This is a genomic window from Mycolicibacterium chitae (genome assembly GCF_900637205.1).
Classification (GTDB): Bacteria; Actinomycetota; Actinomycetes; order Mycobacteriales; family Mycobacteriaceae; genus Mycobacterium; species Mycobacterium chitae.
This window is the reverse complement of sequence record NZ_LR134355.1, coordinates 2,029,423-2,048,938: the sequence shown is the minus strand read 5'-3', so window position 1 is coordinate 2,048,938 and position 19,516 is coordinate 2,029,423. Positions and strand designations below refer to the sequence as shown.

General features: G+C 70.1%; 19 protein-coding genes and 1 pseudogene. 6 read left to right on the top strand and 14 right to left on the bottom strand.

Annotated elements, in window-relative coordinates:
• Positions 1-6 precede the first annotated feature (6 nt).
• From EL338_RS09665 to EL338_RS09650, 4 genes are all read right to left on the bottom strand, one after another.
• Complete coding sequence (locus EL338_RS09665) at positions 7-375, bottom strand: hypothetical protein (protein ID WP_126333564.1); 369 nt, start codon at positions 373-375, stop codon at positions 7-9.
• A complete protein-coding gene (locus EL338_RS09660) occupies positions 372-1,619 on the bottom strand; it encodes an ArsA family ATPase (RefSeq protein ID WP_163792098.1) in 1,248 nt (415 codons plus the stop codon). The genes EL338_RS09665 and EL338_RS09660 overlap by 4 nt, the downstream gene beginning before the upstream one ends.
• A 17-nt stretch (positions 1,620-1,636) precedes the next feature.
• The gene (locus EL338_RS09655) at positions 1,637-2,071 is read right to left on the bottom strand and encodes an SRPBCC family protein (protein ID WP_126333563.1); all 435 of its coding nucleotides are present in this window, start codon (positions 2,069-2,071) and stop codon (positions 1,637-1,639) included.
• An 84-nt stretch (positions 2,072-2,155) separates the two neighbouring features.
• Complete coding sequence (locus EL338_RS09650; protein WP_179967186.1) at positions 2,156-2,554, bottom strand: SRPBCC family protein; 399 nt, start codon at positions 2,552-2,554, stop codon at positions 2,156-2,158.
• Between the two features lie 97 nt (positions 2,555-2,651).
• Here EL338_RS09650 and EL338_RS09645 point away from each other — a divergent pair, with 97 nt between their 5' ends.
• The gene (locus EL338_RS09645; RefSeq protein WP_126333561.1) at positions 2,652-4,454 is read left to right on the top strand and encodes an AMP-dependent synthetase/ligase; all 1,803 of its coding nucleotides are present in this window, start codon (positions 2,652-2,654) and stop codon (positions 4,452-4,454) included.
• Positions 4,455-4,458: 4 nt separating this feature from the next.
• On the opposite strand, the gene EL338_RS09640 is transcribed toward EL338_RS09645, so the two are convergent.
• The 4 genes from EL338_RS09640 to EL338_RS09625 all read right to left on the bottom strand — a co-directional run bounded on the left by EL338_RS09640 (position 4,459) and on the right by EL338_RS09625 (position 8,119).
• A complete protein-coding gene (locus EL338_RS09640) occupies positions 4,459-5,601 on the bottom strand; it encodes a glycosyltransferase family 4 protein (RefSeq protein ID WP_126333560.1) in 1,143 nt (380 codons plus the stop codon).
• Between the two features lie 12 nt (positions 5,602-5,613).
• Complete coding sequence (locus tag EL338_RS09635) at positions 5,614-6,414, bottom strand: basic secretory protein-like protein (RefSeq protein WP_126336769.1); 801 nt, start codon at positions 6,412-6,414, stop codon at positions 5,614-5,616.
• Positions 6,415-6,487: 73 nt separating this feature from the next.
• Complete coding sequence (gene ripC / locus EL338_RS09630; RefSeq protein WP_235666423.1) at positions 6,488-7,630, bottom strand: peptidoglycan hydrolase RipC; 1,143 nt, start codon at positions 7,628-7,630, stop codon at positions 6,488-6,490.
• Positions 7,631-7,819: 189 nt separating this feature from the next.
• Positions 7,820-8,119: a hypothetical protein gene (locus EL338_RS09625; RefSeq protein WP_276006039.1), complete on the bottom strand. Its 300-nt coding sequence runs from the start codon at positions 8,117-8,119 to the stop codon at positions 7,820-7,822.
• Between the two features lie 139 nt (positions 8,120-8,258).
• On the opposite strand from EL338_RS09625, the pseudogene EL338_RS09620 reads away from it, so the two are divergent.
• Positions 8,259-10,158 (top strand): annotated as a pseudogene (locus tag EL338_RS09620) (DEDD exonuclease domain-containing protein); the annotation flags it as partial.
• On the opposite strand, the gene trpD reads toward EL338_RS09620, so the two are convergent.
• A complete protein-coding gene (gene trpD, locus EL338_RS09615) occupies positions 10,039-11,196 on the bottom strand; it encodes an anthranilate phosphoribosyltransferase (protein ID WP_126333558.1) in 1,158 nt (385 codons plus the stop codon). The pseudogene EL338_RS09620 and the gene trpD sit on opposite strands and share 120 nt — an antisense overlap.
• Before the next feature lie 44 nt (positions 11,197-11,240).
• On the opposite strand from trpD, the gene ctaE reads away from it, so the two are divergent.
• Genes ctaE through qcrB form a run of 4 tightly spaced genes read left to right on the top strand, consistent with a single transcriptional unit; the run spans position 11,241 to position 15,512 of the window.
• A complete protein-coding gene (gene ctaE / locus EL338_RS09610; protein ID WP_126333557.1) occupies positions 11,241-11,852 on the top strand; it encodes an aa3-type cytochrome oxidase subunit III in 612 nt (203 codons plus the stop codon).
• A 29-nt stretch (positions 11,853-11,881) separates the two neighbouring features.
• Positions 11,882-12,718, top strand: coding sequence for a cytochrome bc1 complex diheme cytochrome c subunit (qcrC, locus tag EL338_RS09605; RefSeq protein WP_435404899.1), 837 nt, complete (start codon positions 11,882-11,884; stop codon positions 12,716-12,718).
• Positions 12,715-13,866 (top strand): cytochrome bc1 complex Rieske iron-sulfur subunit, encoded by a 1,152-nt coding sequence (gene qcrA, locus EL338_RS09600; protein ID WP_126333555.1) that lies wholly within the window; start codon positions 12,715-12,717, stop codon positions 13,864-13,866. The genes qcrC and qcrA overlap by 4 nt, the downstream gene beginning before the upstream one ends.
• Positions 13,863-15,512 (top strand): cytochrome bc1 complex cytochrome b subunit, encoded by a 1,650-nt coding sequence (gene qcrB, locus EL338_RS09595; protein WP_126333554.1) that lies wholly within the window; start codon positions 13,863-13,865, stop codon positions 15,510-15,512. The genes qcrA and qcrB overlap by 4 nt, the downstream gene beginning before the upstream one ends.
• Positions 15,513-15,582: 70 nt before the next feature.
• Here the strand turns inward: qcrB and EL338_RS09590 are convergent, their stop codons facing one another.
• The 5 genes from EL338_RS09590 to ctaC all read right to left on the bottom strand — a co-directional run bounded on the left by EL338_RS09590 (position 15,583) and on the right by ctaC (position 19,511).
• Positions 15,583-16,419, bottom strand: a complete 837-nt coding sequence (locus EL338_RS09590; RefSeq protein ID WP_126333553.1) for a class I SAM-dependent methyltransferase — start codon at positions 16,417-16,419, stop codon at positions 15,583-15,585.
• Between the two features lie 26 nt (positions 16,420-16,445).
• Positions 16,446-17,036 carry a DUF2561 family protein gene (locus tag EL338_RS09585; protein ID WP_126333552.1) on the bottom strand — a complete coding sequence of 197 codons (591 nt, stop codon included), beginning with the start codon at positions 17,034-17,036 and terminating at the stop codon, positions 16,446-16,448.
• 15 nt (positions 17,037-17,051) lie between these two features.
• Positions 17,052-17,909, bottom strand: a complete 858-nt coding sequence (locus tag EL338_RS09580) for an MmpS family transport accessory protein (protein ID WP_126333551.1) — start codon at positions 17,907-17,909, stop codon at positions 17,052-17,054.
• A 159-nt stretch (positions 17,910-18,068) separates the two neighbouring features.
• Positions 18,069-18,488: a cytochrome c oxidase subunit 4 gene (locus EL338_RS09575; protein WP_126333550.1), complete on the bottom strand. Its 420-nt coding sequence runs from the start codon at positions 18,486-18,488 to the stop codon at positions 18,069-18,071.
• 18 nt (positions 18,489-18,506) lie between these two features.
• Positions 18,507-19,511: an aa3-type cytochrome oxidase subunit II gene (gene ctaC / locus EL338_RS09570; RefSeq protein ID WP_126333549.1), complete on the bottom strand. Its 1,005-nt coding sequence runs from the start codon at positions 19,509-19,511 to the stop codon at positions 18,507-18,509.
• Positions 19,512-19,516: the final 5 nt, after the last annotated feature.

Here is a 19,516-nt window from a genome sequence, read left to right as displayed (position 1 = left end):
TCCCGGCTATTCCTCGACGGTGACCGGGATCGGTTCGTAGCGGCCCCTGGGCGGCGGGGGCGGCTCGGTCGGCGGCTCGGGGTGCTCGGCGGGACCGGCCTCGGCGGCGTCGGTGTCGGCCAGGATCGCCCGGACCACCTCCAGCAACGCCACGCTGTGCTCGGAGATGATGCCGAGCAGCGGATGCTCCTCGCCGGTGGCCAGCGCGGCCAGCGCACACACCGGGCACCACACCTGCTGGCAGCGGCCGGGCCCCGCGGCGCTGCGCGCTGCGGCCAGCGCGGCCGCCGAGCGCAGGGCGGGATCGAGGCGGTCCAGGATCAGCTGCGCGAGCTGGCGCAGCTCCGGGCCGAGCTCGGGGTGGGTCGCACTCATCGTGGCCACACCTCCGGGTTGGGTCGGAAACGGACGGTCAATTCGGTGCCCTTGAGTTGGGCCCCGATCACGATGCAGCGCCGCAGCACCGACGCCAGCCGCACTCGACGCCGCATGCCCCCCACCCCGATGATCAGATCGTCGTCGACCCGGCCCAGCGTGAGCGTGCCCGAGTCCACGTGCGGCAACTCTAGCTGCATCCGGTACACCGCTTCGAGACCGACGCCGGACTCCAGGTCCACGACGGGACGCAGCGGTCCGGGCGGGGCCGCGCCGTCGCGCCGGCGCACGCTGTCGAGCAGGTGCCCAAGGGCCTTGGGCCCGATCGGCTCACCGGGCAGATGCGGCACCAGCACCAATTCGACGTCGCCGATGGTGCCCGACAGCTCGTCGAGGACCGCCCGCTGCTCGGCGATGCGCTCGGCGTACCAGTCGAACGCCGGATGCTCGGGCAGGTTCTGATACTCGTACGAATCATCTTGGGCCAGAACCTGATTGACGATCAGCTCGGCCACCCGCACCCCCATCAGCGCCAGTGAGCCCAGGGTGCGGGCCGCCTCGGCGGCCACCACCCGCTCCGGGGTGAGCACCAGGTGCGCACCGACGGCCGAGCCGTCGGTCAGCAACTCCGAGAGCTGCTCGACCCCGGCGGTGATGCGCTCGAGCAGCTCGACGACCACCGCGGTGGCGCCGCTGTCGGCCATGGACAGCCGGCGGTGCCGCGGCCAGGCGCGTTCCACGTAGAGCCCGAACGTCGAGGGCAGGGTGAGCATCCGCAGCGCGTCGGCCGTCGACGCGCAGTCGACCACGATGTGGTCCCAGCCCGCCGAGGCCGCCAACTCGCCCACCTCGTGCAGGCCCAGCACCTCCTGGACGCCGGGCAGCGCCGAAAGTTCCTCGGGGGCAACGTCACCCAGATCGGATTCGGGGAACTGCTCGCCGAGCGGACGGGCGATCTCCCGCCACCGGGACTCCAACAGCGCCAGGGTGTCCAACGCCAGCGCGTCCAACAGCCCACCGCCGGCGTCGGCGTCGTCGGTCAGCACCCGCACCGGTTCCCGGCCGCCGGTGGGCGGCACCGCCACGCCCAGCACATCGCCCAGCGAATGCGCCTGATCGGTGGACACCACCAGGACCCGCTGCCCGGACTGCGCGTCGCGCACCGCGGTGGCGCACGCCAGCGTCGACTTGCCGACCCCACCCTTGCCGACGAAGAGACTGATCCGGGTGTGCTCGGCCGACACGGATTCGGCGGTAGCGGTCAGCCCTCGACTCTTTTCTTCAGATCCTTCAGCGCGGTGTCGGTCAACCTGCGCTCGGCCTTGCGCTTGAGCAGTCCGATCATCGGGATCAGCAGGTCCACGGACAGTTCGTAGGTGACCTCGGTGCCAGACCCCTTGGGCGTCAACCGATACGCGCCGTCGAGCGCCTTCAGCAGCGAGCTGGACACCAGCGACCAGCGCACCGACTTGCGGTCGGCCGGCCATTCGTAGGACAGCACCATCGTGTCGCGCAGGACCGCGGCGTCCAGCACCAGGCGCGCGGTCTTGGGCAGCCCCGAGCTCTCGGTCTCGAGCACCTCGGTCTCCTTGTACTCCTTGACCCACTCGGGGTAGGAGCCGATGTCGGCGATGACATCCATGACCGTGCCGGGATCGGCCTCGATGTAGATGGTCTGCGTGGTCTTGTCCGCCAACTTGCTGCCTAACTGTGAAACCGCGGGCGCGGAACGGGTCGCCTTGGGATAAAACGGTACCCCGGTGCTGTTGCCCGGGACCGGCTATCGGGCTTGCGGGGCCACCCCCACCGGGCGATCGGCCTCGAGTTCGGCCTTGATCTGGAAGGACATGTTCTTGCCGGCGACCCGGCGCCGGTGCACCAGCTTGGCCAGGTTCAGCTTGGCGAGCGCGTGCGCGGAGACCCCGGCCGGTTCGGCGTGCAGGAAGTAGTGCAGCAACACGCCGTCGAGCATGGGTTCCAGCCAGATCTCCATGGTGCCGGTCAGCGGGCCGGCGACGGTCCAGCGGATGCCCTTGTCCCCGCGTTCCTCGACCACCTGCAGGTGCAGGTCCGGCCACCACTGCCGCCACCGGGCGGGATCCGCGACGGCCTCTCCGACCAACCCCGGATCGGCGGCGATGAACGTCTCGTCGGCCACCTGGATGCTGTTCATGGGCATAGCTTCACATACGCCCCACCGGTGAGGACCGTCACACCGCACCCGGAGCGCCTATTAGGCTGAGGACGACGTCCCGATCCGAAAGAGGCCATGAGCATTGCGTGAGTTAAGTGTTCCCGCATCCTTTGAAGTCGGCGAGCACGACACCGTCGTCAACGCCGTCTTCGAACACGAACGCGACGATCCCAACTTCCCGATCTATGAGCGCCTGGTGGACGGCCAGTGGCGCCCCGTCACCGCCGCCGAGGCCGCCGCGCTGGTCCGGTCCGCGGCCCAGGGTCTGCTCGCCGAGGGCGTGCAGCCCGGCGACCGGGTGGCGATCCTGTCGGCGACCCGCTTCGAGTGGGCCATCCTGGACTTCGCGATCCTGGCCATCGGCGCCCTGACGGTCCCGATCTACGAGACGTCGTCGGCCGAACAGGTCCAGTGGGTGCTGTCGGACTCCGGGGCGGTCGCGGTGTTCGCCGAGACCGACGAACATGCCGCGCTGGTCAACCAGCTCTTCGACGACCTGCCGGAGCTGCGCAAGGTGTACCGGATCGAGTCCGACGGGGCGAGCGCGTTCGAGGAACTCGCCGCGGCCGGCGCCGCCGTCGACCCCGCCGAGGTCACCAAGCGGGTCGAGGGCCTGCGCTCGGCGGATCCGGCCACGCTGATCTACACCTCGGGCACCACCGGGCGCCCCAAGGGCTGCGTGCTGACCCATTCGAATCTGGTCTACGAGATCCAGGGCTCCAAGGCCGCCATGCCGACGCTGCTCAGCGAGCGCGAGCGCCTGTTGGTGTTCCTGCCGCTGGCGCACGTGTTGGCCCGGGCGCTGACCATCGGCGCGTTCAACTTCAAGGTGACGGTCGGGTTCACCAGCGACATCAAGAACCTCGTGGCGCTGTTCGGCGTGTTCAAGCCGACCATCGTGGTCTCGGTGCCGCGGGTCTTCGAGAAGGTCTACAACACCGCCGCGCAGAACGCCGCCGACGGCGGCAAGGGCAAGATCTTCGAGATGGCGGTGCAGACCGCGGTCGAGTACAGCGAGGCCCAGGACGCCGGCGGCCCGGGTCTGCTGCTCAAGCTCAAGCACGCGGTGTTCGACCGGCTGGTCTACCACAAGCTGCGGGCCGCGCTCGGCGGCGATTGCCGCGCGGCCATCTCGGGCGGTGCGCCGCTGGGGGCGCGGCTGTGCCACTTCTACCGCGGCGTCGGCCTGACCATCTACGAGGGTTACGGACTGACCGAGACCAGCGCGGCCATCGCCGTCAACCAGGTCGGCGACATGAAGGTCGGGACCGTCGGAAAATTGTTGCCGGGCAACAGCTTTCGACTCGGTGAGGACAGCGAGCTGCTGGTCCGCGGCGGCGTGGTGTTCCAGGGTTACTGGAAGAACGACGAGGCCACCAACGACGCCGTGCGCGACGGCTGGTTCCACACCGGCGATCTCGGCGAGGTCGACGCCGACGGTTTCATCAAGATCGTGGGCCGCAAGAAGGAGATCATCGTCACCGCCGGCGGCAAGAACGTCGCCCCCGCGGTCCTCGAGGACGAACTGCGCGCGCACCCGCTGATCAGCCAGGCGATGGCGGTCGGCGATGCCCAGCCGTTCATCGGCGCGTTGATCACCATCGACCCCGAGGCCTTCGAGGGCTGGAAGCAGCGGCACGGCAAGCAGGCCGAGGCCACCGTCGCCGACCTGGCAGGCGACCCCGATTTGAGGGCCGAGGTGGAGCAGGCGATCAAGGTGGCCAACGGGCACGTCTCGCACGCCGAGAGCATCCGCAAGTTCCGCATCCTGCCGGTCGACTTCACCGAGGACACCGGCGAACTCACGCCGACCATGAAGGTCAAGCGCAAGGTCATCGCGGAGAAGTTCGCCGAGGAGATCGAGGCGATCTACCGCAAGGACTGATCGCTCAGCCGGCCAGCAACCCGCTGAGCCGGCCGGCCAGCACGTCCCAGCGCCAGTTCGCCAGCACCCAGTCCCGCCCGGCCGCGCCCATCTCGGCCGCGCGGGCCGGGTCGGCCAGCAGGGCACCGACCGCCGTGGCGATCTCGTCGACGCGGCGCCCGTCGACCACGGTCCCGGTCTCGCCGTCGCGCACGGTTTCCGGGGCGCCGCCGGAGTTCCCGGCGACCACGGGCACGCCGCTGGCCGAAGCCTCGAGGAACACGATGCCCAGGCCCTCGACGTCGAGGCCGGCCCCGCGGGTGCGGCACGGCATGGCGAACACGTCGCCGACGGCGTGGTGGGCGGCGAGTTCCTCGGCGGGCACCCCGGCGGTGAACACCACGTGGTCGGTGACGTCGTGCTCGGCGGCCAGCTTGCGCAGGGTCGGCAGGTAGGGCCCGCCGCCGACGATCACCAGCGCGGCGCCGTCGACGCGTTGCCGGATCCGCGGCAGCGCGCGGATCAGCATGTCCTGGCCCTTGCGCGGGACCAACCGCGACACGCAGACGACGGTCGGGCGCTCCCCCAGCCCGTACCGGCGGCGTAATTCGGCGCGCGCGGCCGGGTCCGGCCGGAACCGCTCGGTGTCCACCCCGGGCGGGACGTGCTCCATCGCGGCGTGCGACCCGAACGCCGAGGCGAAGCGGCCCCGGGTGTAGCGGCTGACGTAGGTGATGATGTCGGCGCCGTCGCCGATGCGTCGCAGCGCCGAGCGCGCCACCGGCAGCATCGACCACCCCACCTCGTGGCCGTGCGTGCTGGCCAGTACCCGGGTGGCCCCGGCCCGGCGGGCCCGGCCGGCCAGCAGCGCCAGCGGCGCGGCGGCACCGAACCAGACGGTCTCGATGTCGTGGCGTTCGATCAGCCCCCGCATCCGGGACTCGACCGAGGGCTCGGGCAGCATCAGCGTGGTGGGGTGGCGCACCACCCGGTAACCGGCGGCGTCGGCGGCGTCGTCGTACGCCTCGGCGCCCTTCCATTTCGGCGCGTACACCGTGAGGTCGTGGTCACCCGAGGTCGCGAGCCGACCCACCAGTTCCTCCAGGTACGACTGGATGCCGCCGCGACGGGGTGGAAAGTCATTGGTCACCAGCAGGATTCGACTCATGGTGTGCCGATGCTAGCGCGGCCCGGCCGACCACTGCCGCCACTGCTGCAGGAGCGCGGCGGGTTCGGCGCCGGTGATCTCGCGCAGCGCGTCCTCGGCGGGGACGCGGTCGGGTCCGGCCGCGCGCCGGTAGAGCTCGCGCAGCGCCGCCGGGCCGTGCCGGTCGGCCAGGAACCGGGCGAACATCCAGGCGCGGTCGTAGGCCCGCGACAGTTCGGGCTCCGGACGGTCGAAATCGGCGTCGGCGGGCAGCGCCGACGGGACCGGGGACGGGGTCGTGGCCGACGGCGCGGGGCGGGCGACGTAGTCGGCGACGCCCTCGGTGAGCCAGCGCGGCGCGTCGGCGGCGGTGTCGGTGCGCGCGGCGTAGTGAAACAGCTCGTGGGCCAGCACGATGCGCAACGCGGCATCGCTCATCCGGTGGGCATCGGGGCCCAGCACGATGCGTTGGCCGGTGGCCACCCGCCGATCGAGGTCGACGTCGTCGGCGACCGCGACCGCGGCCATCCCGGCGGGGGCGCCGGGCGCGGCCGCGGCGAACTGCGTCGGCGAATCGGTGGCCACCACGGTGATCTCACGGTTCCAGTCGGTGCCCCAGAAGTCCTCGACGCGCGCGGTGGCCTCGCCGAGTTCGGCGGCCACCCGGTCGAGCAGCGCATCGGTGTCGTCGCCGCCGAGGCTGAGCAGGGTGACGGTGCGGCCGTCCCCGACGATCAGTTCCGCGGGCGCGGCGCTCGGCGGCGCACTCGACGGTGCGGACGCGTCGGGCCGCAGCAGCACCGCGGCCGCGGCGACCACCGCGATGGCGATCAGGGCGAAAACCGGCGCGCGCCACCCGGACCGGGAGTCGGCGGGCTCGGGGACTGCGGGTTCGGTGACGGCCGGCTCAGTAACGGCGCGCGTTGTAGAACGGTCCGGCGCCGTCCAACGGCACCACCTTGACCGGCACACCGTAGGTAGAGGCGTGCACCACCATGCCGTCGCCGACGTAGATGCTGGTGTGCGAGGCGTCCGAGTAGGTGTTCACCACGTCGCCGGGCTGCAGTTGGTCCCGCGACACCGGGGTGCCACCGCGGGCCAGCGCCTGGCTGGAATGCGGCAGCGAGATGCCGGCCTGCTGGAACGCCCACATCACCAGTCCCGAGCAGTCGAAGGCACTCGGGCCCGAACCGCCCCAGGAGTACGGCGATCCGACCCGGGTCAGCGCGGCCTGGACGGCGATGGCGCCCTGCGGCGATCCGCCACCCGGCGCGGGCACCACGGCGGCCTCCGGCGGCGGCGCGATATCGCCGGCCGGGATGCCTTCCGGACCCTGCGCCAGGATCTCCGGACCGGGCGCGGCGGCCGGCGGGACGGGGCCCGGGTCCGCCAGCGCGACCCGCTGATCCGGGGTCAGGGTGTTGTACTGCGAGCGGACCACGGCGATCTTGAGTTGCAGCTCGCTCTGCTTGGACTGCAGATCGGCGCGCACGGCGGCGGCCTGCTCCGCGGCGGTCTTCGCCTCGGCGGCGGAGTGCACGGAGGCGGCCTCGGCGGCCTTGGCCTGCTCGCTGACGCTGCGGTAGTTGGCCATCTGCGAGGACATCTCGTTGGCCATCACCCGCTGCACGGCCATCTTGTCGATCAGGCCCTGCGGCGACTCGGCGGTCAGGATGGCGTTGAAGCCGGAGGTCCGACCACCCATGTAGGTGGCGGCGGCGAACTTGTCGACCCCGGCCTGATAGGTCGACAGCTGCGCCCGGGCGGCCTCGACGGCGGCGCGGTCGGCGGCCAGCTTCTGCTCGGCGGCGGCCTGGGCCTCGAGCTTCTCGGTGAGGTCGAGCTGCGCGGCGTGCATGGCCTCGGTGGTCTGTTCGGCCTCGCGGGAAAGTTCGGTCAACTTTGCCAGGGCATCTTCTTGCGGGTCCGCATACACCGCCGAGGCGAATGCCCCGCTCAGCACGGTCAACACGGCAATCAGGCAGATTGCGGTCCGTTTGAGGGGTCGGTTGATGATGCGATCGGTCCAGAGCGTGCCGTCGATCCTCAAGATTCGCGTCCTTAAAACTGCTTACAACTGTCTGCGTTGTGCCGTTTCCGCGTCGCCCCCGACCGCGTTAGGTCTCGAATAGGTTACGAAACGATATCGGCGTTGTCCAACAGAAGTTGCCAATCTAGCAGGAGTTACAGGCCGGGCGCCCACTGGCACGCCCATCCCGCGGCACCCGCCGAAGGTGAATCAGGCCACACCGTGGTGCGGGCCGCGCCGCACCGGCACCAGCCGCAGCCGCGGCGCCATGCCGGCCTCCGCGAGCACCTCCAGCGCCGCCCGCTCATCGGCCAGCAACTCATCCGGCACCCCGAGCAACACGCTGACCACGCAGTCGTGGCAGCCCGACCCGCGGACAGCACAGTCGTCGCAGTCGATGACCACGGGGTCCGCAGCATCGGAGCGCCCCTCGTGGTCGTGAACATGGTCGTGATCGTGGCCGCGATCGCCTCCGCCGTGCCGTACCGGCAGCTTCCCTATCTCCGTCATGCCGCGTCCCATCTCTCGTTTCCGCCGTGGCGGCTGGCTGTAGCCGGACGCTAACCGAGGGCACCGACAACCCGCCCCGGCGCGCGTCGGCGCGCGTCGGCGCGGTAAATGTCCGCCCCGGGCTCTAACGTATTCGAACATGCGTTCGTCGGATGGGGGGCAGCTGAGTTTCGCGGACTTCGACCCGTCCGCGGACCTCTCCCTGCGCGACACCACCTTCGTGGTCGTGGACCTCGAGACCACCGGGGGACGCGCCGCCCCGAAACAACCCGGCGGGGCGTGCGATGCGATCACCGAGATCGGCGCGGTGAAGGTGCGCGGCGGCGAGGTGCTCGGCGAATTTGCCACACTTGTCGATCCGCGTCGATCCATCCCGCCGCAGATCGTCCATCTGACCGGTATCACCACCGCGATGGTGCGCGCCGCGCCGACCATCGAGGCGGTGCTGCCGATGTTCCTCGAGTTCGCGCGTGGCGCGGTGCTCGTGGCCCACAACGCCGGATTCGACATGGGATTCCTGCGCGCGGCCGCCGCGCAGTGCGACATCGCGTGGCCGCGTCCGCCGGTGTTGTGCACGGTGCGGCTGGCCCGCCGCGTGCTCACCCGCGACGAGGCGCCCAGCGTCCGGCTCGCCGACCTCGCCCGCCTGCTGGGCGCGGCCACCACCCCGACGCACCGGGCCCTCGACGACGCGCGCGCCACGGTCGACGTCCTGCACCGCCTGATCGAGCGCGTGGGCAATCAGGGCGTGCGCACGTATCCGGCGCTGCGTTCGTATCTGCCCGACGTCACCCCCGCGCAACGGGCCAAGCGCGGGCTGGCCACCCAGCTGCCCCGCGCCCCCGGCGTCTACCTGTTCCGCGGCCCGTCAGCGGAGGTGCTCTACGTCGGCACGGCCACCGATCTGCGGCGCCGGGTCGGGCAGTACTTCAACGGGTCGGACTCGCGGGCGCGGATGCGAGAGATGGTCGCGCTGGCCGAATCCGTGGACCACGTCGAATGCGCGCATGCGCTGGAGGCCGGGGTGCGTGAGCTGCGGCTGCTCGCCGCGCACGCCCCGCCGTTCAACCGGCGCTCCAAGTTCCCGCAGCGCTGGTGGTGGGTGGCGCTGTCGGACGAGGCGTTCGCCCGCTTCGTGGTGGTCCGCCGGCCGCGGCACCCGGGTGCGCTCGGGCCGTTCCGGTCCCGCGCCGATGTCGCGCAGACCGCGGCGCTGCTGGCCCGGTTCGCCGGCGTACGGACCTGCACCACCCGCCTGGGCCGCTCGGCCCGCCACGGTCCGTCCTGCCCGGAACGCGAGCTATCCCCCTGCCCGGCGCCGCGCGACATCTCGGCGGCCGACTACGCGCCCGTGGCGGCGCGAGCCGCGGACATCTTGGCCGGCGCCGACAACGCGCCGCTGGACGCCGCGGTGGCCGAGGTGGACGCGCTGGCGCGCCGCGGCCTCTACGAGAACGCCGCGCGGCTGCGCGATCACACCGCCCTGGCCATCGAGACCGCCTGGCGCGGACAACGCCTGGCCTCGCTGGTGGCCATCGACGAGCTGGTGGCCGCGGCGCCGGACGGGGCCGGCGGCTGGCAGCTGGCGGTCGTACGCCGCGGTCAGCTGGCCGCGGCGGGCACCGCGCGACGCGGGGTCCCGCCGATGCCGGTGGTGGCGGCGCTGTGCGCCGGCGCGCAGACCATCCTCAGCGAGCCGGCCCCGCTGGGCGGCGCGCTGGTCGAGGAGACCGCGCTGATCGCGCGGTGGCTGACGACGCCGGGCACCCGGATCGTGCGCACCAGCCAGGGTTGGACGTCCTCGCGACACGGCGCGGGCCGGTTGGCCGGGTGGGCGGCCGCCGCCCGGTCGGCGCGGCTGGCCGCCGAGCAGCACCGCGACGCGGACGCCGATCGGGATCCGCCCCGGCGCGGCGCGCTCAGTTCGGCGCTGCGAGCTTCTGGCTGAGCTGCACCCACTTGGCGAGCAGTTGTTCGGCCGCCCCGGAGTCGATCGCCTCGGTGGCCCGCGCCAGGCCCGACTCCCAGGACGGCAACCAGTCCGCACCCGCCGAGAGCCCGGCGTGGGCCACCATCGCGCCGGCGGCGTTGAGGAGAACGGCGTCGCGCACCGCGCCGTGGGCGCCGGCGAACACCGACCGCGCCACCTCCGCGTTGTGCGCCGCGTCGCCCCCGCGAAGCTCCGAGAGTTGCGCGCGCTTGAAACCGAAGCCGGCCGGGTCGAAGGTCAGCCGGTCGATGGTCCCGGCCTGCACCCGCCAGATCGTCGAGGTCGTCGTCGTGGTGAGTTCGTCGAGGCCGTCGTCCCCGTGCACCACCAGCACGCTGCTGCGCCGGGTGGCGAACACGCCGGCCATCACCTCGGCCAGATCCCCGAACGCGCAGCCGATCAGACCCGCGCGCGGCGACCCCGGATTCGTCAGCGGTCCCAACAGGTTGAACACGGTCGGGACGCCGATCTCGCGCCGCGGTCCGCCGGAATGCCGGAACGACGGGTGGAACTTGGCCGCGAAGCAGAAGCCGATGCCGAGTTCGGCGATGCAGCGGGCCACCTCGTCGGGCCCCAGATCGATGCGCACCCCGAGCGCCTCGAGGGTGTCCGCGCCGCCGGACAGCGACGACGCCGCGCGGTTGCCGTGCTTGATGACGGGCACGCCGCAGGCCGCGACCACGATCGCGGCCATCGTGGACAGGTTCACGGTGTTTGCGCCGTCGCCGCCGGTGCCGACGATGTCGACGGCCTCGATGCCGGTCTGGGCGGTCGGCAGGTGCACGGCGTGGGCCAGCATCACCTCGGCCAACTCGTTGACCTCCGCGGAGGTCGGGCGCTTCATCTTCATGGCGACCCCGAACGCGGCGATCTGCGCGGGCGTGGCCACCCCGGTCATGATCTGTTCCATGGCCCAACCGGCCTCGCCGGTGGCCAGCGGTTGCAGTTCGGTCAGGCGGCCCAGGATCGTCGGCCAGGCGGGAGCGGCGGATTCCGGCCGCGCGGCGGTGTCAGTCACAACCCCGATATTCCCACGTCGCGGCTCGCCCGGAGCATCTGGGAGGGCGACACTTGGACCCAAATGCATCCCCGGGTGGAGTTCGACAACTACAAAGCGTCATACTTCTAGGCGTGACGAGTGCTGTGGGTACCTCTGGGACTGCAATCACGTCGCGCGTGCATTCGCTGAACAGGCCAAACATGGTCAGTGTCGGCACCATCGTGTGGCTTTCCAGTGAGCTGATGTTCTTCGCTGGACTGTTCGCGATGTACTTCGTCGCGCGCGCACAGGCCGGCGGCGAGTGGCCGCCGCCCCCAACCGAGCTGAACCTCGCGTTGGCCGTACCGGTGACGTTGGTGCTGATCGCATCGTCGTTCACCTGTCAGATGGGCGTGTTCGCCGCCGAGCGCGGCGACGTCTTCGGGCTGCGCCGGTGGTACTTCATCACCCTGCTGATGGGCACGTTCTTCGTCCTCGGGCAGGGCTACGAGTACATCCACCTGGTGCAGCACGGGACGACGATCCCCGGTAGCGCATACGGCTCGGTCTTCTACCTCACCACCGGCTTCCACGGCCTGCACGTCATCGGCGGTCTGGTCGCCTTCGTGCTGCTGCTCGTGCGCACCACGATGAGCAAGTTCACGCCGGCGCAGGCCACCGCGGCGATCGTTGTGTCCTACTACTGGCACTTCGTCGACATCGTCTGGATTGCGCTGTTCGCCACGATCTACTTCGTCCGATAGTTCACGCGGCCATGAACAGGAGAGCTCGGTTGAATATCTCGCGCTTGATCGGATCGGCCAACGGTGACCGGTCCCGGCGGCGGTGGCGCCGTCGCCTGACGGCCGGGACGTTGCTGCTGATCGCCTTGGCGCTGGCGGGCGGTCTGGCCGCCGTGCTGACGCCCAAGCCCCAGGTGGCGGTCGCCGACGAATCACAGTCGGCACTGATCCGCACCGGTAAGCAGCTCTACGAAACGTCGTGCATCAGCTGCCACGGCGCCAACCTGCAGGGCGTGCACGATCGCGGTCCCAGCCTGGTCGGCGTCGGCGAGGCGGCCGTCTGGTTCCAGGTCTCCACCGGACGCATGCCGGCCATGAGCCTGCACCAGCAGGCGCCGGAGAAGCCGGTGAACTTCGATGAGCATCAGACCGACGCGCTGGGCGCCTACGTCCAGGCCAACGGCGGCGGCCCCATGGTGGTCCGCGACGCCAACGGTGAGATCGCCCAGGAGTCGCTGACCCACGGCAACCTCGCGCGCGGCGGTGACCTGTTCCGGCTCAACTGCGCCTCGTGCCACAACTTCACCGGTCAGGGCGGCGCGCTGTCGTCCGGCAAGTACGCGCCGGCACTCGGAGACGCCAATCCCCAGGTGATCTACACCGCGATGCTCACCGGGCCGCAGAACATGCCGAAGTTCTCCGACCGGCAGCTCACCCCCGAAGAGAAGACGGACATCATCAGCTACGTCCGCAACGTCTCTGAGGCCAAGAGCCCCGGCGGATACGGCCTGGGTGGGCTGGGACCCACGTCTGAAGGAATGGTGATCTGGATCCTCGGCATCACCGTGATGATCGGAATCACAATGTGGATCGGGGCAAGGGCATGACCGACAACCAGGGTGCGAAACCGACCGACGAACAGTTGGCGGCGATGTCGCGAGAAGAGCTGCTCGCACTCGGTGGCAAGCAAGACGGTGTCGACATCGTCTTCAAGGAGCCCCGCTGGCCCATCGAGGGCACGCGGGCCGAGAAGCGCGCCGAGCGCTCGGTGGCCGGCTGGCTGCTGTTCGGCGGGCTGTGCGGCCTGGCTCTGCTGCTGGTATTCCTGTTCTGGCCTTGGGAATTCGATCCGGACAGCTGGTGGTACGCCCTGGCCACGCCGATGTACGGCCTGACCTTCGGGCTGTCGATCCTGGCGATCGGCATCGGCGCGGTGCTCTTCCAGAAGAAGTTCATCCCGCAGGAGATCACCATCCAGGACCGCCACGACGGCGCGTCCTCGGAGTTCGACCGCAAGACCATCGTCGCCAACCTGACCGACGCCCTCGAGGGGTCGACGATCAAGCGACGCAAGATCATCGGCGCCTCGATGGGCCTGGGTCTGGGCGCCTTCGGGCTCGGCACGCTGGTGGCCTTCGCGGGCGGCTTGATCAAGAACCCGTGGAAGCCCGTCGTCCCGACGGCCGAGGGCAAGAAGGCGGTGCTGTGGACCTCCGGGTGGACCCCGCGCTACCACGGCGAGACCATCTACCTCGCCCGGGCGACCGGCGACAGCCACGCCCCGTTCGTGAAGATGCGTCCCGAGGACATCGACGCCGGCGGCATGGAAACCGTGTTCCCGCTGCGTGATTCCGACGGCGACGGCACCACCGTCGATTCGCATCACAAGCTGACCGCGATCCAGATGGGCGTCCGCAACCCGGTCATGCTCATCCGCATCAAGTCGCAGGACATGAGCCGCGTGGTCAAGCGGCAGGGCCAGGAGAGCTTCAACTTCGGCGACCTGTTCGCCTACACGAAGGTGTGCTCGCACCTGGGCTGCCCCTCGTCGCTGTACGAGCAGCAGAGCTACCGCATCCTGTGCCCGTGCCACCAGTCGCAGTTCGACGCGCTGGAGTTCGCTCGCCCGACGTTCGGCCCGGCCGCACGTGCGCTGGCGCAGCTGCCCATCACGATCAACACCGAGGGCTACCTGGTGGCCAATGGTGACTTCATCGAACCTGTCGGTCCGGCCTTCTGGGAGCGCAAATCATGAGTCCGAAACTCGGCGAGGTAATGGCCAAACAGGGCGACGCGATCGACTCTCGCTACCACCCCTCGGCGGCCGTTCGACGCGGAATCCTCAACAAGGTCTTCCCCACGCACTGGTCGTTCCTGCTGGGCGAGATCGCGCTGTACAGCTTCATCGTCCTGCTGATCACCGGCGTCTACCTGACGCTGTTCTTCGATCCGTCCATGGCACACGTCGTCTACGACGGCGTGTACCAGCCGTTGCGCGGCGTCGAGATGTCCCGCGCCTACGAGACGGCGCTGAACATCAGCTTCGAGGTCCGCGGCGGCTTGTTCGTCCGGCAGATCCACCACTGGGCCGCGCTGCTGTTCGCCGCGTCGATCATGGTGCACCTGGCGCGCATCTTCTTCACCGGCGCGTTCCGCCGGCCGCGTGAGGCCAACTGGGTGATCGGCTCGCTGCTGCTGATCCTGGCGATGTTCGAGGGCTTCTTCGGCTACACGCTGCCCGACGAACTGCTGTCCGGCACCGGCCTGCGCGCCTCGTTCTCCTCGATCACCCTGGGCATGCCGGTGATCGGCACCTGGCTGCACTGGGCGCTGTTCGGCGGTGACTTCCCGGGCGAGATCATCATCCCGCGGATGTACGCGCTGCACATCCTGCTGCTGCCCGGCATCATGCTGGCGCTCATCGGCGCCCACATGGCCCTGGTGTGGTTCCAGAAGCACACCCAGTTCCCCGGCCCCGGCCGCACCGAGAAGAACGTCGTCGGCGTGCGCGTCATGCCGGTGTTCGCGGTGAAGTCCGGTGCGTTCTTCGCGATGACCGTCGGTGTCCTGGGCCTGATGGGCGGCTTGTTGCAGATCAATCCGATCTGGAACCTCGGTCCCTACCGGCCGTCGCAGATCTCCGCGGGTAGCCAGCCCGACTTCTACATGATGTGGACCGAGGGTCTGGCACGTATCTTCCCGAACTGGGAGCTCTACCCGGGCAACTACACCATCCCGGCCTCCACCTGGGTGGCCCTGGGCATGGGCCTGGTGTTCGGGCTGCTGATCGTGTGGCCGTACCTGGAGAAGAAGTTCACCGGCGACAACGCGCACCACAACCTGTTGCAGCGGCCGCGGGACGCTCCGGTCCGCACCGGCATCGGCGCGATGGCCATCGCGCTGTACATGGTGTTGACCTTCTCCGCGATGAACGACCCCATCGCGCTGAAGTTCCACATCTCGCTGAACGCGACGACGTGGATCGGGCGCATCGGCGCGGTGGTGCTGCCGCCGCTGATCTTCTTCATCGCCTACCGGTGGGCCATCGCCCTGCAGCGCAGCGACCGCGAGGTGCTCGAGCACGGCATCGAGACCGGCATCATCAAGCGGCTGCCGCACGGTGCCTACATCGAGCTGCACCAGCCGCTGGGCCCGGTCGACGAGCATGGTCATCCGATCCCGCTCGAGTACCAGGGTGCGGCACTGCCGAAGAAGATGAACAAGCTGGGCTCGGCCGGCGAACCGGGTTCGGGCAGCTTCCTGAGACCGGATCCGCTCGAAGAGGATCGGGCGCTCGGCGAGGCCGCCCACGCCGCGGAGCACCGCGCTCTGACCGCGCTCAAGGAGTACCAGGACCGCGAGCACGGCGGCAACGGCAACGGATCCGACGGGCACCACTAGCCGTCGACCGCGACACCAACGGTTCGGGGCCGTCACCGGATTCCGGTGACGGCCCTGACCTTTCGGGCGATCAGTCGATCCGGCGGGCGACGACCGCGAAGTTCAGCGGGATCCGCGGCGCACCCGGCGGCAGCGTCCAACCCTGGGGCCCGGGCACCAACCCCTCGAAGGCCGGCCAGTCCATCTGCGGCAACTCGGCGAACGCCTCGATGCGCAACCCCGCCGCGAGCAGCGACCCCAGCACCTCGCCGAGATCGTGGCGCCACTCGTGGTTGGTGGTCTGCGTGATCTGCCCGGCCGAGTCCTCGGTATAGCTGCCGTCGTCGCGATAGACCCGCTCCCCTCCCCCGGCCAGATAATCGTCGGTGATCTGCCAGGGTGTGAACTCCATGGCGGCCAGGATCGGGTGGTCGTCGCGGATCAGGAACACCCCGCCCGGCACGAGCAAATCGTGGATGGACCGCGCCCAGGACCGCAGTTCCGGCAGCCACACGATGGTGCCCGCGCTGGTGACCACGATCTCGAAGCGCCGGTCGGTCAGCGTGGCGGCACGCCGGGCGTCGCCCTCGATCCAGTCGACGTCGCGGCCGTCGGCCTCCGCAATCCGGCGGGCGTGCCGCAGCGAGTTCGGCGACAGGTCCAGGCCCGCGACCCCGGCGGCGCCCAGGCGCGCCCACGACACCGTGTCGATGCCGATGTGGCACTGCAGATGCAGCAGCGACCGCCCCCGTACCCCGGAATCCGGAAGGTGCGGGGCCAGCACCGCGAGATCGCGCCGCACCACGTCGGAGATGGCCGTGCGGTCGGCCAGGAAGCCGTCCACGTCGTACATGCGGGAGCGGGCGTGGACGTCGGCGCGTTGATCCCAGTTGGCCCGGTTGTCGGCAAGGGCGGCGTGCTCATTCATCGTCTCGATGGTGACACGCCGCGGCGTCAGGCGCTGGGGCCCACCTGGGCCTGCAGTTCGCGCAGGAAGTACAGCGGGATGACCACCATCGCGGCGGTGATGACCGCGGCCACCGCGTACAGCACCCAGGACGCCACGACCGAGTCGACGGCCATCAGGTGCGTGGCGATCGCGACGGCGCACATCGCGACACCGGCCGCGGTGAGCACCGAGAGTCCGCAGCGCAACCAGATCCGGTCCAGCGCAGCGGCATTGGGGGCGGCCGCGGGTGGACGGCCCGCCGCGGCGACCGGCGCCGCGGTGCGCACCGGGCTGCCCGCACGGGCGGCGGCCGGGGCGGCGGACGAGGTGCCCGTGCCCGTCTTGCGGGCCCGCAGCAGCAGCGGCACCGCGGCCACGATCACCGCGGCCGAGATCCCGATCACCGTGTAGAGCAGCCAGGGCGTCCCGCCCCCGTCGGCGTCCTGCGGGCGGCTCTGTCCCAGGTTGGCCAGTGCCACCCCGGCGGCCACGAACAGGCCCAGGACCAGCAGCCACACCACCGCGCAGGCGGCCATCAGGGTGCGGTCGACGTTCTCCGGTGTGCGGAACAGGTCACTGCCAGGACGTGAGTTCATACCTTCTCGGACCCCTCAGCAGCTCGTCTGCGCCGCGTTGCCGGAATTCGACGACAACACGGTGCCGTCGCTGGTCGTGATCGAGCAGTTCAGTTGGCTCACCAGGAACAGGCTGGAGGCCTGCACCGAGCCGACCTCGGACTGCGAGATGGGCGTGACGGTCAGCGACCACGGGATGTACACGTTGCGCTGGGTGCGCCGACGGCCCGAGGCGTCGACGTAGGTCACCGAGATGATGTCGCCGGGGGCCTTGGTGCCGGTCACCGAATAGGTGACCTGACGCGGCCCGCTGCGCGTCGTCGTGGTCGGCGGCGGCGGCTCCTCGGTGGTCGCCGGCGGCGGGGGTGGTTCCTCGCTTGGCGGCGGAGGAGGCGGGGGCGGCTCCGGGACCACCGTGACGGTCTCCGGCGGCGGCGGGGGCGGCGGCTCGGGCGGTGGGGGCGGCGGCGGTTCCTCGCTCGGCGGCGGAGGCGGCGGGGGCGGCGGGGGCGGCGGCTCCGGCGTGGTGATCTCGTCCTGGACCGGCGGCGTCGTCGGCGTGGACGTCTGTGGGGTGGCCAACGTGTCGGTGTCGGTGCTGGTCACCAGCAGGGACACCGAGACCACCAGCGCGATGGCGGCGATGATGGCGGTGACCCCGACCACCCAGGGCCAGCGCGGCGGCGCCTCGTCGGCGACCACCTCGGTGGCCGCGTCATAGCTGTCGTAGTCGTAGAGACTCGGATCGGCGGGCACATAGGGCCCGGAGACGAACTGCTCGGACTCCGGTGCGGAGTAGGCCTGCGACGGGAACTCCTCCGGCGGCACTTCGCCGGCGGTGAGGTCGTCCGGATCGCCCGCAGAGCCCGGTTCCGGAGAATTCGGCCCGCTCATCTTCGCCTGTCCTTCTCGACTAGATCACCCGCGACGGGCACAACCGTTCGGTTTGCGCCCCGGCCACACTACCCAACCGAGGGCGTCGAACCGATCCGACAGTGAGGTGGCACGCCGTGTCGCGCCACGATTGTGACCTTTGCCGCGGATGGGGCGGGATCAGTGCTTCTCGGGCTTCAGGTAGTACTCCCAGACCCAGCCGGCCGCGCCCATGATCAGGAAGACGAACCCGGTGAAGATCAGCCAGGGCAGGTACAGGGCCACGCCGACCGCGGTGACCGAGGCGCACAGCGCCAGCGACACCGGCCACCAGCTGTGCGGGGCGAAGAAGCCCAGCTCGCCGGCGCCGTCGCTGATCTCGGCGTCCTCGTAGTCCTCGGGCCGGGTGTCCAACCGTCGTGCCACGAACCGGAAGAAGGTGCCGATGATCAGGCACAGCCCGCCGGACAGCGCCAGCGCGGTGGTGCCCGCCCACTCGACGCCACCGTCGGCGTACATGGCCGTGAGCACGGCGTAGACCACGGTGGTCACCACGAAGAACGCGGTGAGGATCTCGAACAACCTGGATTCGATATGCATGAGGCGTCCCCTCGTCCCTTAGTTCCGCGGTCCGGACGCCAGCTCACCGCGCCGCGTGTCGAACGGCTGGGTGGTGACTGCCAACGGCGCCTGGTTGATCGCCGCCAAAGCCTCGGCGTTGGTCTTCCCGTCGATGCGCTGCTGCATATAGGCCTTGAAGTCGTTCGGTTCGACGACCCGGACCTCGAAGTTCATCATCGCGTGGTAGGTGCCGCACATCTCGGCGCAGCGCCCGACGAACGCACCGGTCTTGGTGATCTCGCTGACCTGGAAGATGTGCTGGGAGTTGTTCTCCACCGGGTTGGGCATGACGTCCCGCTTGAACAGGAACTCCGGCACCCAGAAGGCGTGGATCACGTCGGACGAGGCGATCTGGAATTCGATGCGCTTGCCGACGGGCAGCACGAGCACCGGGATCTCCTCGCTGGTGCCCAGCGTCTCGACGTCGTTGAAGTTCAGGTACGAGCGGTCCTCAGGGTCCAGCCCGGCGATCGCGCCGCGGACTTCGTGGTCGCTGTCGGGATGAGCCTCGGGCCGGGAGACCATGGCCGCCTTGCGCTCCTCGTCGGCACCCTCGTAGCTGTAGGTGCCGTCGGCGAAGTTGATGCTCTGGTAGCCGAACTTCCAGTTCCACTGGAAGGCGGTGACGTCGACGACGACCTCAGGGTTCGGGTCGATGTTCATGATCTTCTCCTGCACCACCACGGTGTAGTAGAAGAGCACCGAGATGATGAGGAACGGGATGACGGTGAGCACCAGTTCCAGCGGCATGTTGTAGCCGAACTGGCGAGGGAAGTCGGTGTCGGTGTCCTTCTTGCGGTGGAAAACCGACGTCCAGAACAGCAGCACGTAGACGATGCCGCCGACCACGAACGCCGTGATGACCGAGCCGATCCACAGGTTGTAGTTGGCATGCGCCTCGGGGGTGATGCCCTTGGGCCAACCCAGACCGATGACGTCCTGCCAGCTGCAGCCGCTCAGGGTGACCGCCAGCAGGCCCAGCGTCGCCGCCAGACCCACCATCCGGA

Coding starts and splice junctions, on each gene's coding strand:
- EL338_RS09665 (WP_126333564.1), bottom strand. CDS start 375: ATGAGTGCGACCCACCCCGAGCTCGGCCCGGAGCTGCGCCAGCTCGCG.
- EL338_RS09650 (WP_179967186.1), bottom strand. CDS start 2,554: ATGCCCATGAACAGCATCCAGGTGGCCGACGAGACGTTCATCGCCGCC.
- EL338_RS09640 (WP_126333560.1), bottom strand. CDS start 5,601: ATGAGTCGAATCCTGCTGGTGACCAATGACTTTCCACCCCGTCGCGGC.
- EL338_RS09625 (WP_276006039.1), bottom strand. CDS start 8,119: ATGACGGAGATAGGGAAGCTGCCGGTACGGCACGGCGGAGGCGATCGC.
- trpD (WP_126333558.1), bottom strand. CDS start 11,196: ATGCATTTGGGTCCAAGTGTCGCCCTCCCAGATGCTCCGGGCGAGCCG.
- qcrA (WP_126333555.1), top strand. CDS start 12,715: ATGACCGACAACCAGGGTGCGAAACCGACCGACGAACAGTTGGCGGCG.
- qcrB (WP_126333554.1), top strand. CDS start 13,863: ATGAGTCCGAAACTCGGCGAGGTAATGGCCAAACAGGGCGACGCGATC.
- EL338_RS09590 (WP_126333553.1), bottom strand. CDS start 16,419: ATGAATGAGCACGCCGCCCTTGCCGACAACCGGGCCAACTGGGATCAA.
- EL338_RS09585 (WP_126333552.1), bottom strand. CDS start 17,036: ATGAACTCACGTCCTGGCAGTGACCTGTTCCGCACACCGGAGAACGTC.
- EL338_RS09580 (WP_126333551.1), bottom strand. CDS start 17,909: ATGAGCGGGCCGAATTCTCCGGAACCGGGCTCTGCGGGCGATCCGGAC.
- EL338_RS09575 (WP_126333550.1), bottom strand. CDS start 18,488: ATGCATATCGAATCCAGGTTGTTCGAGATCCTCACCGCGTTCTTCGTG.
- ctaC (WP_126333549.1), bottom strand. CDS start 19,511: ATGGTGGGTCTGGCGGCGACGCTGGGCCTGCTGGCGGTCACCCTGAGC.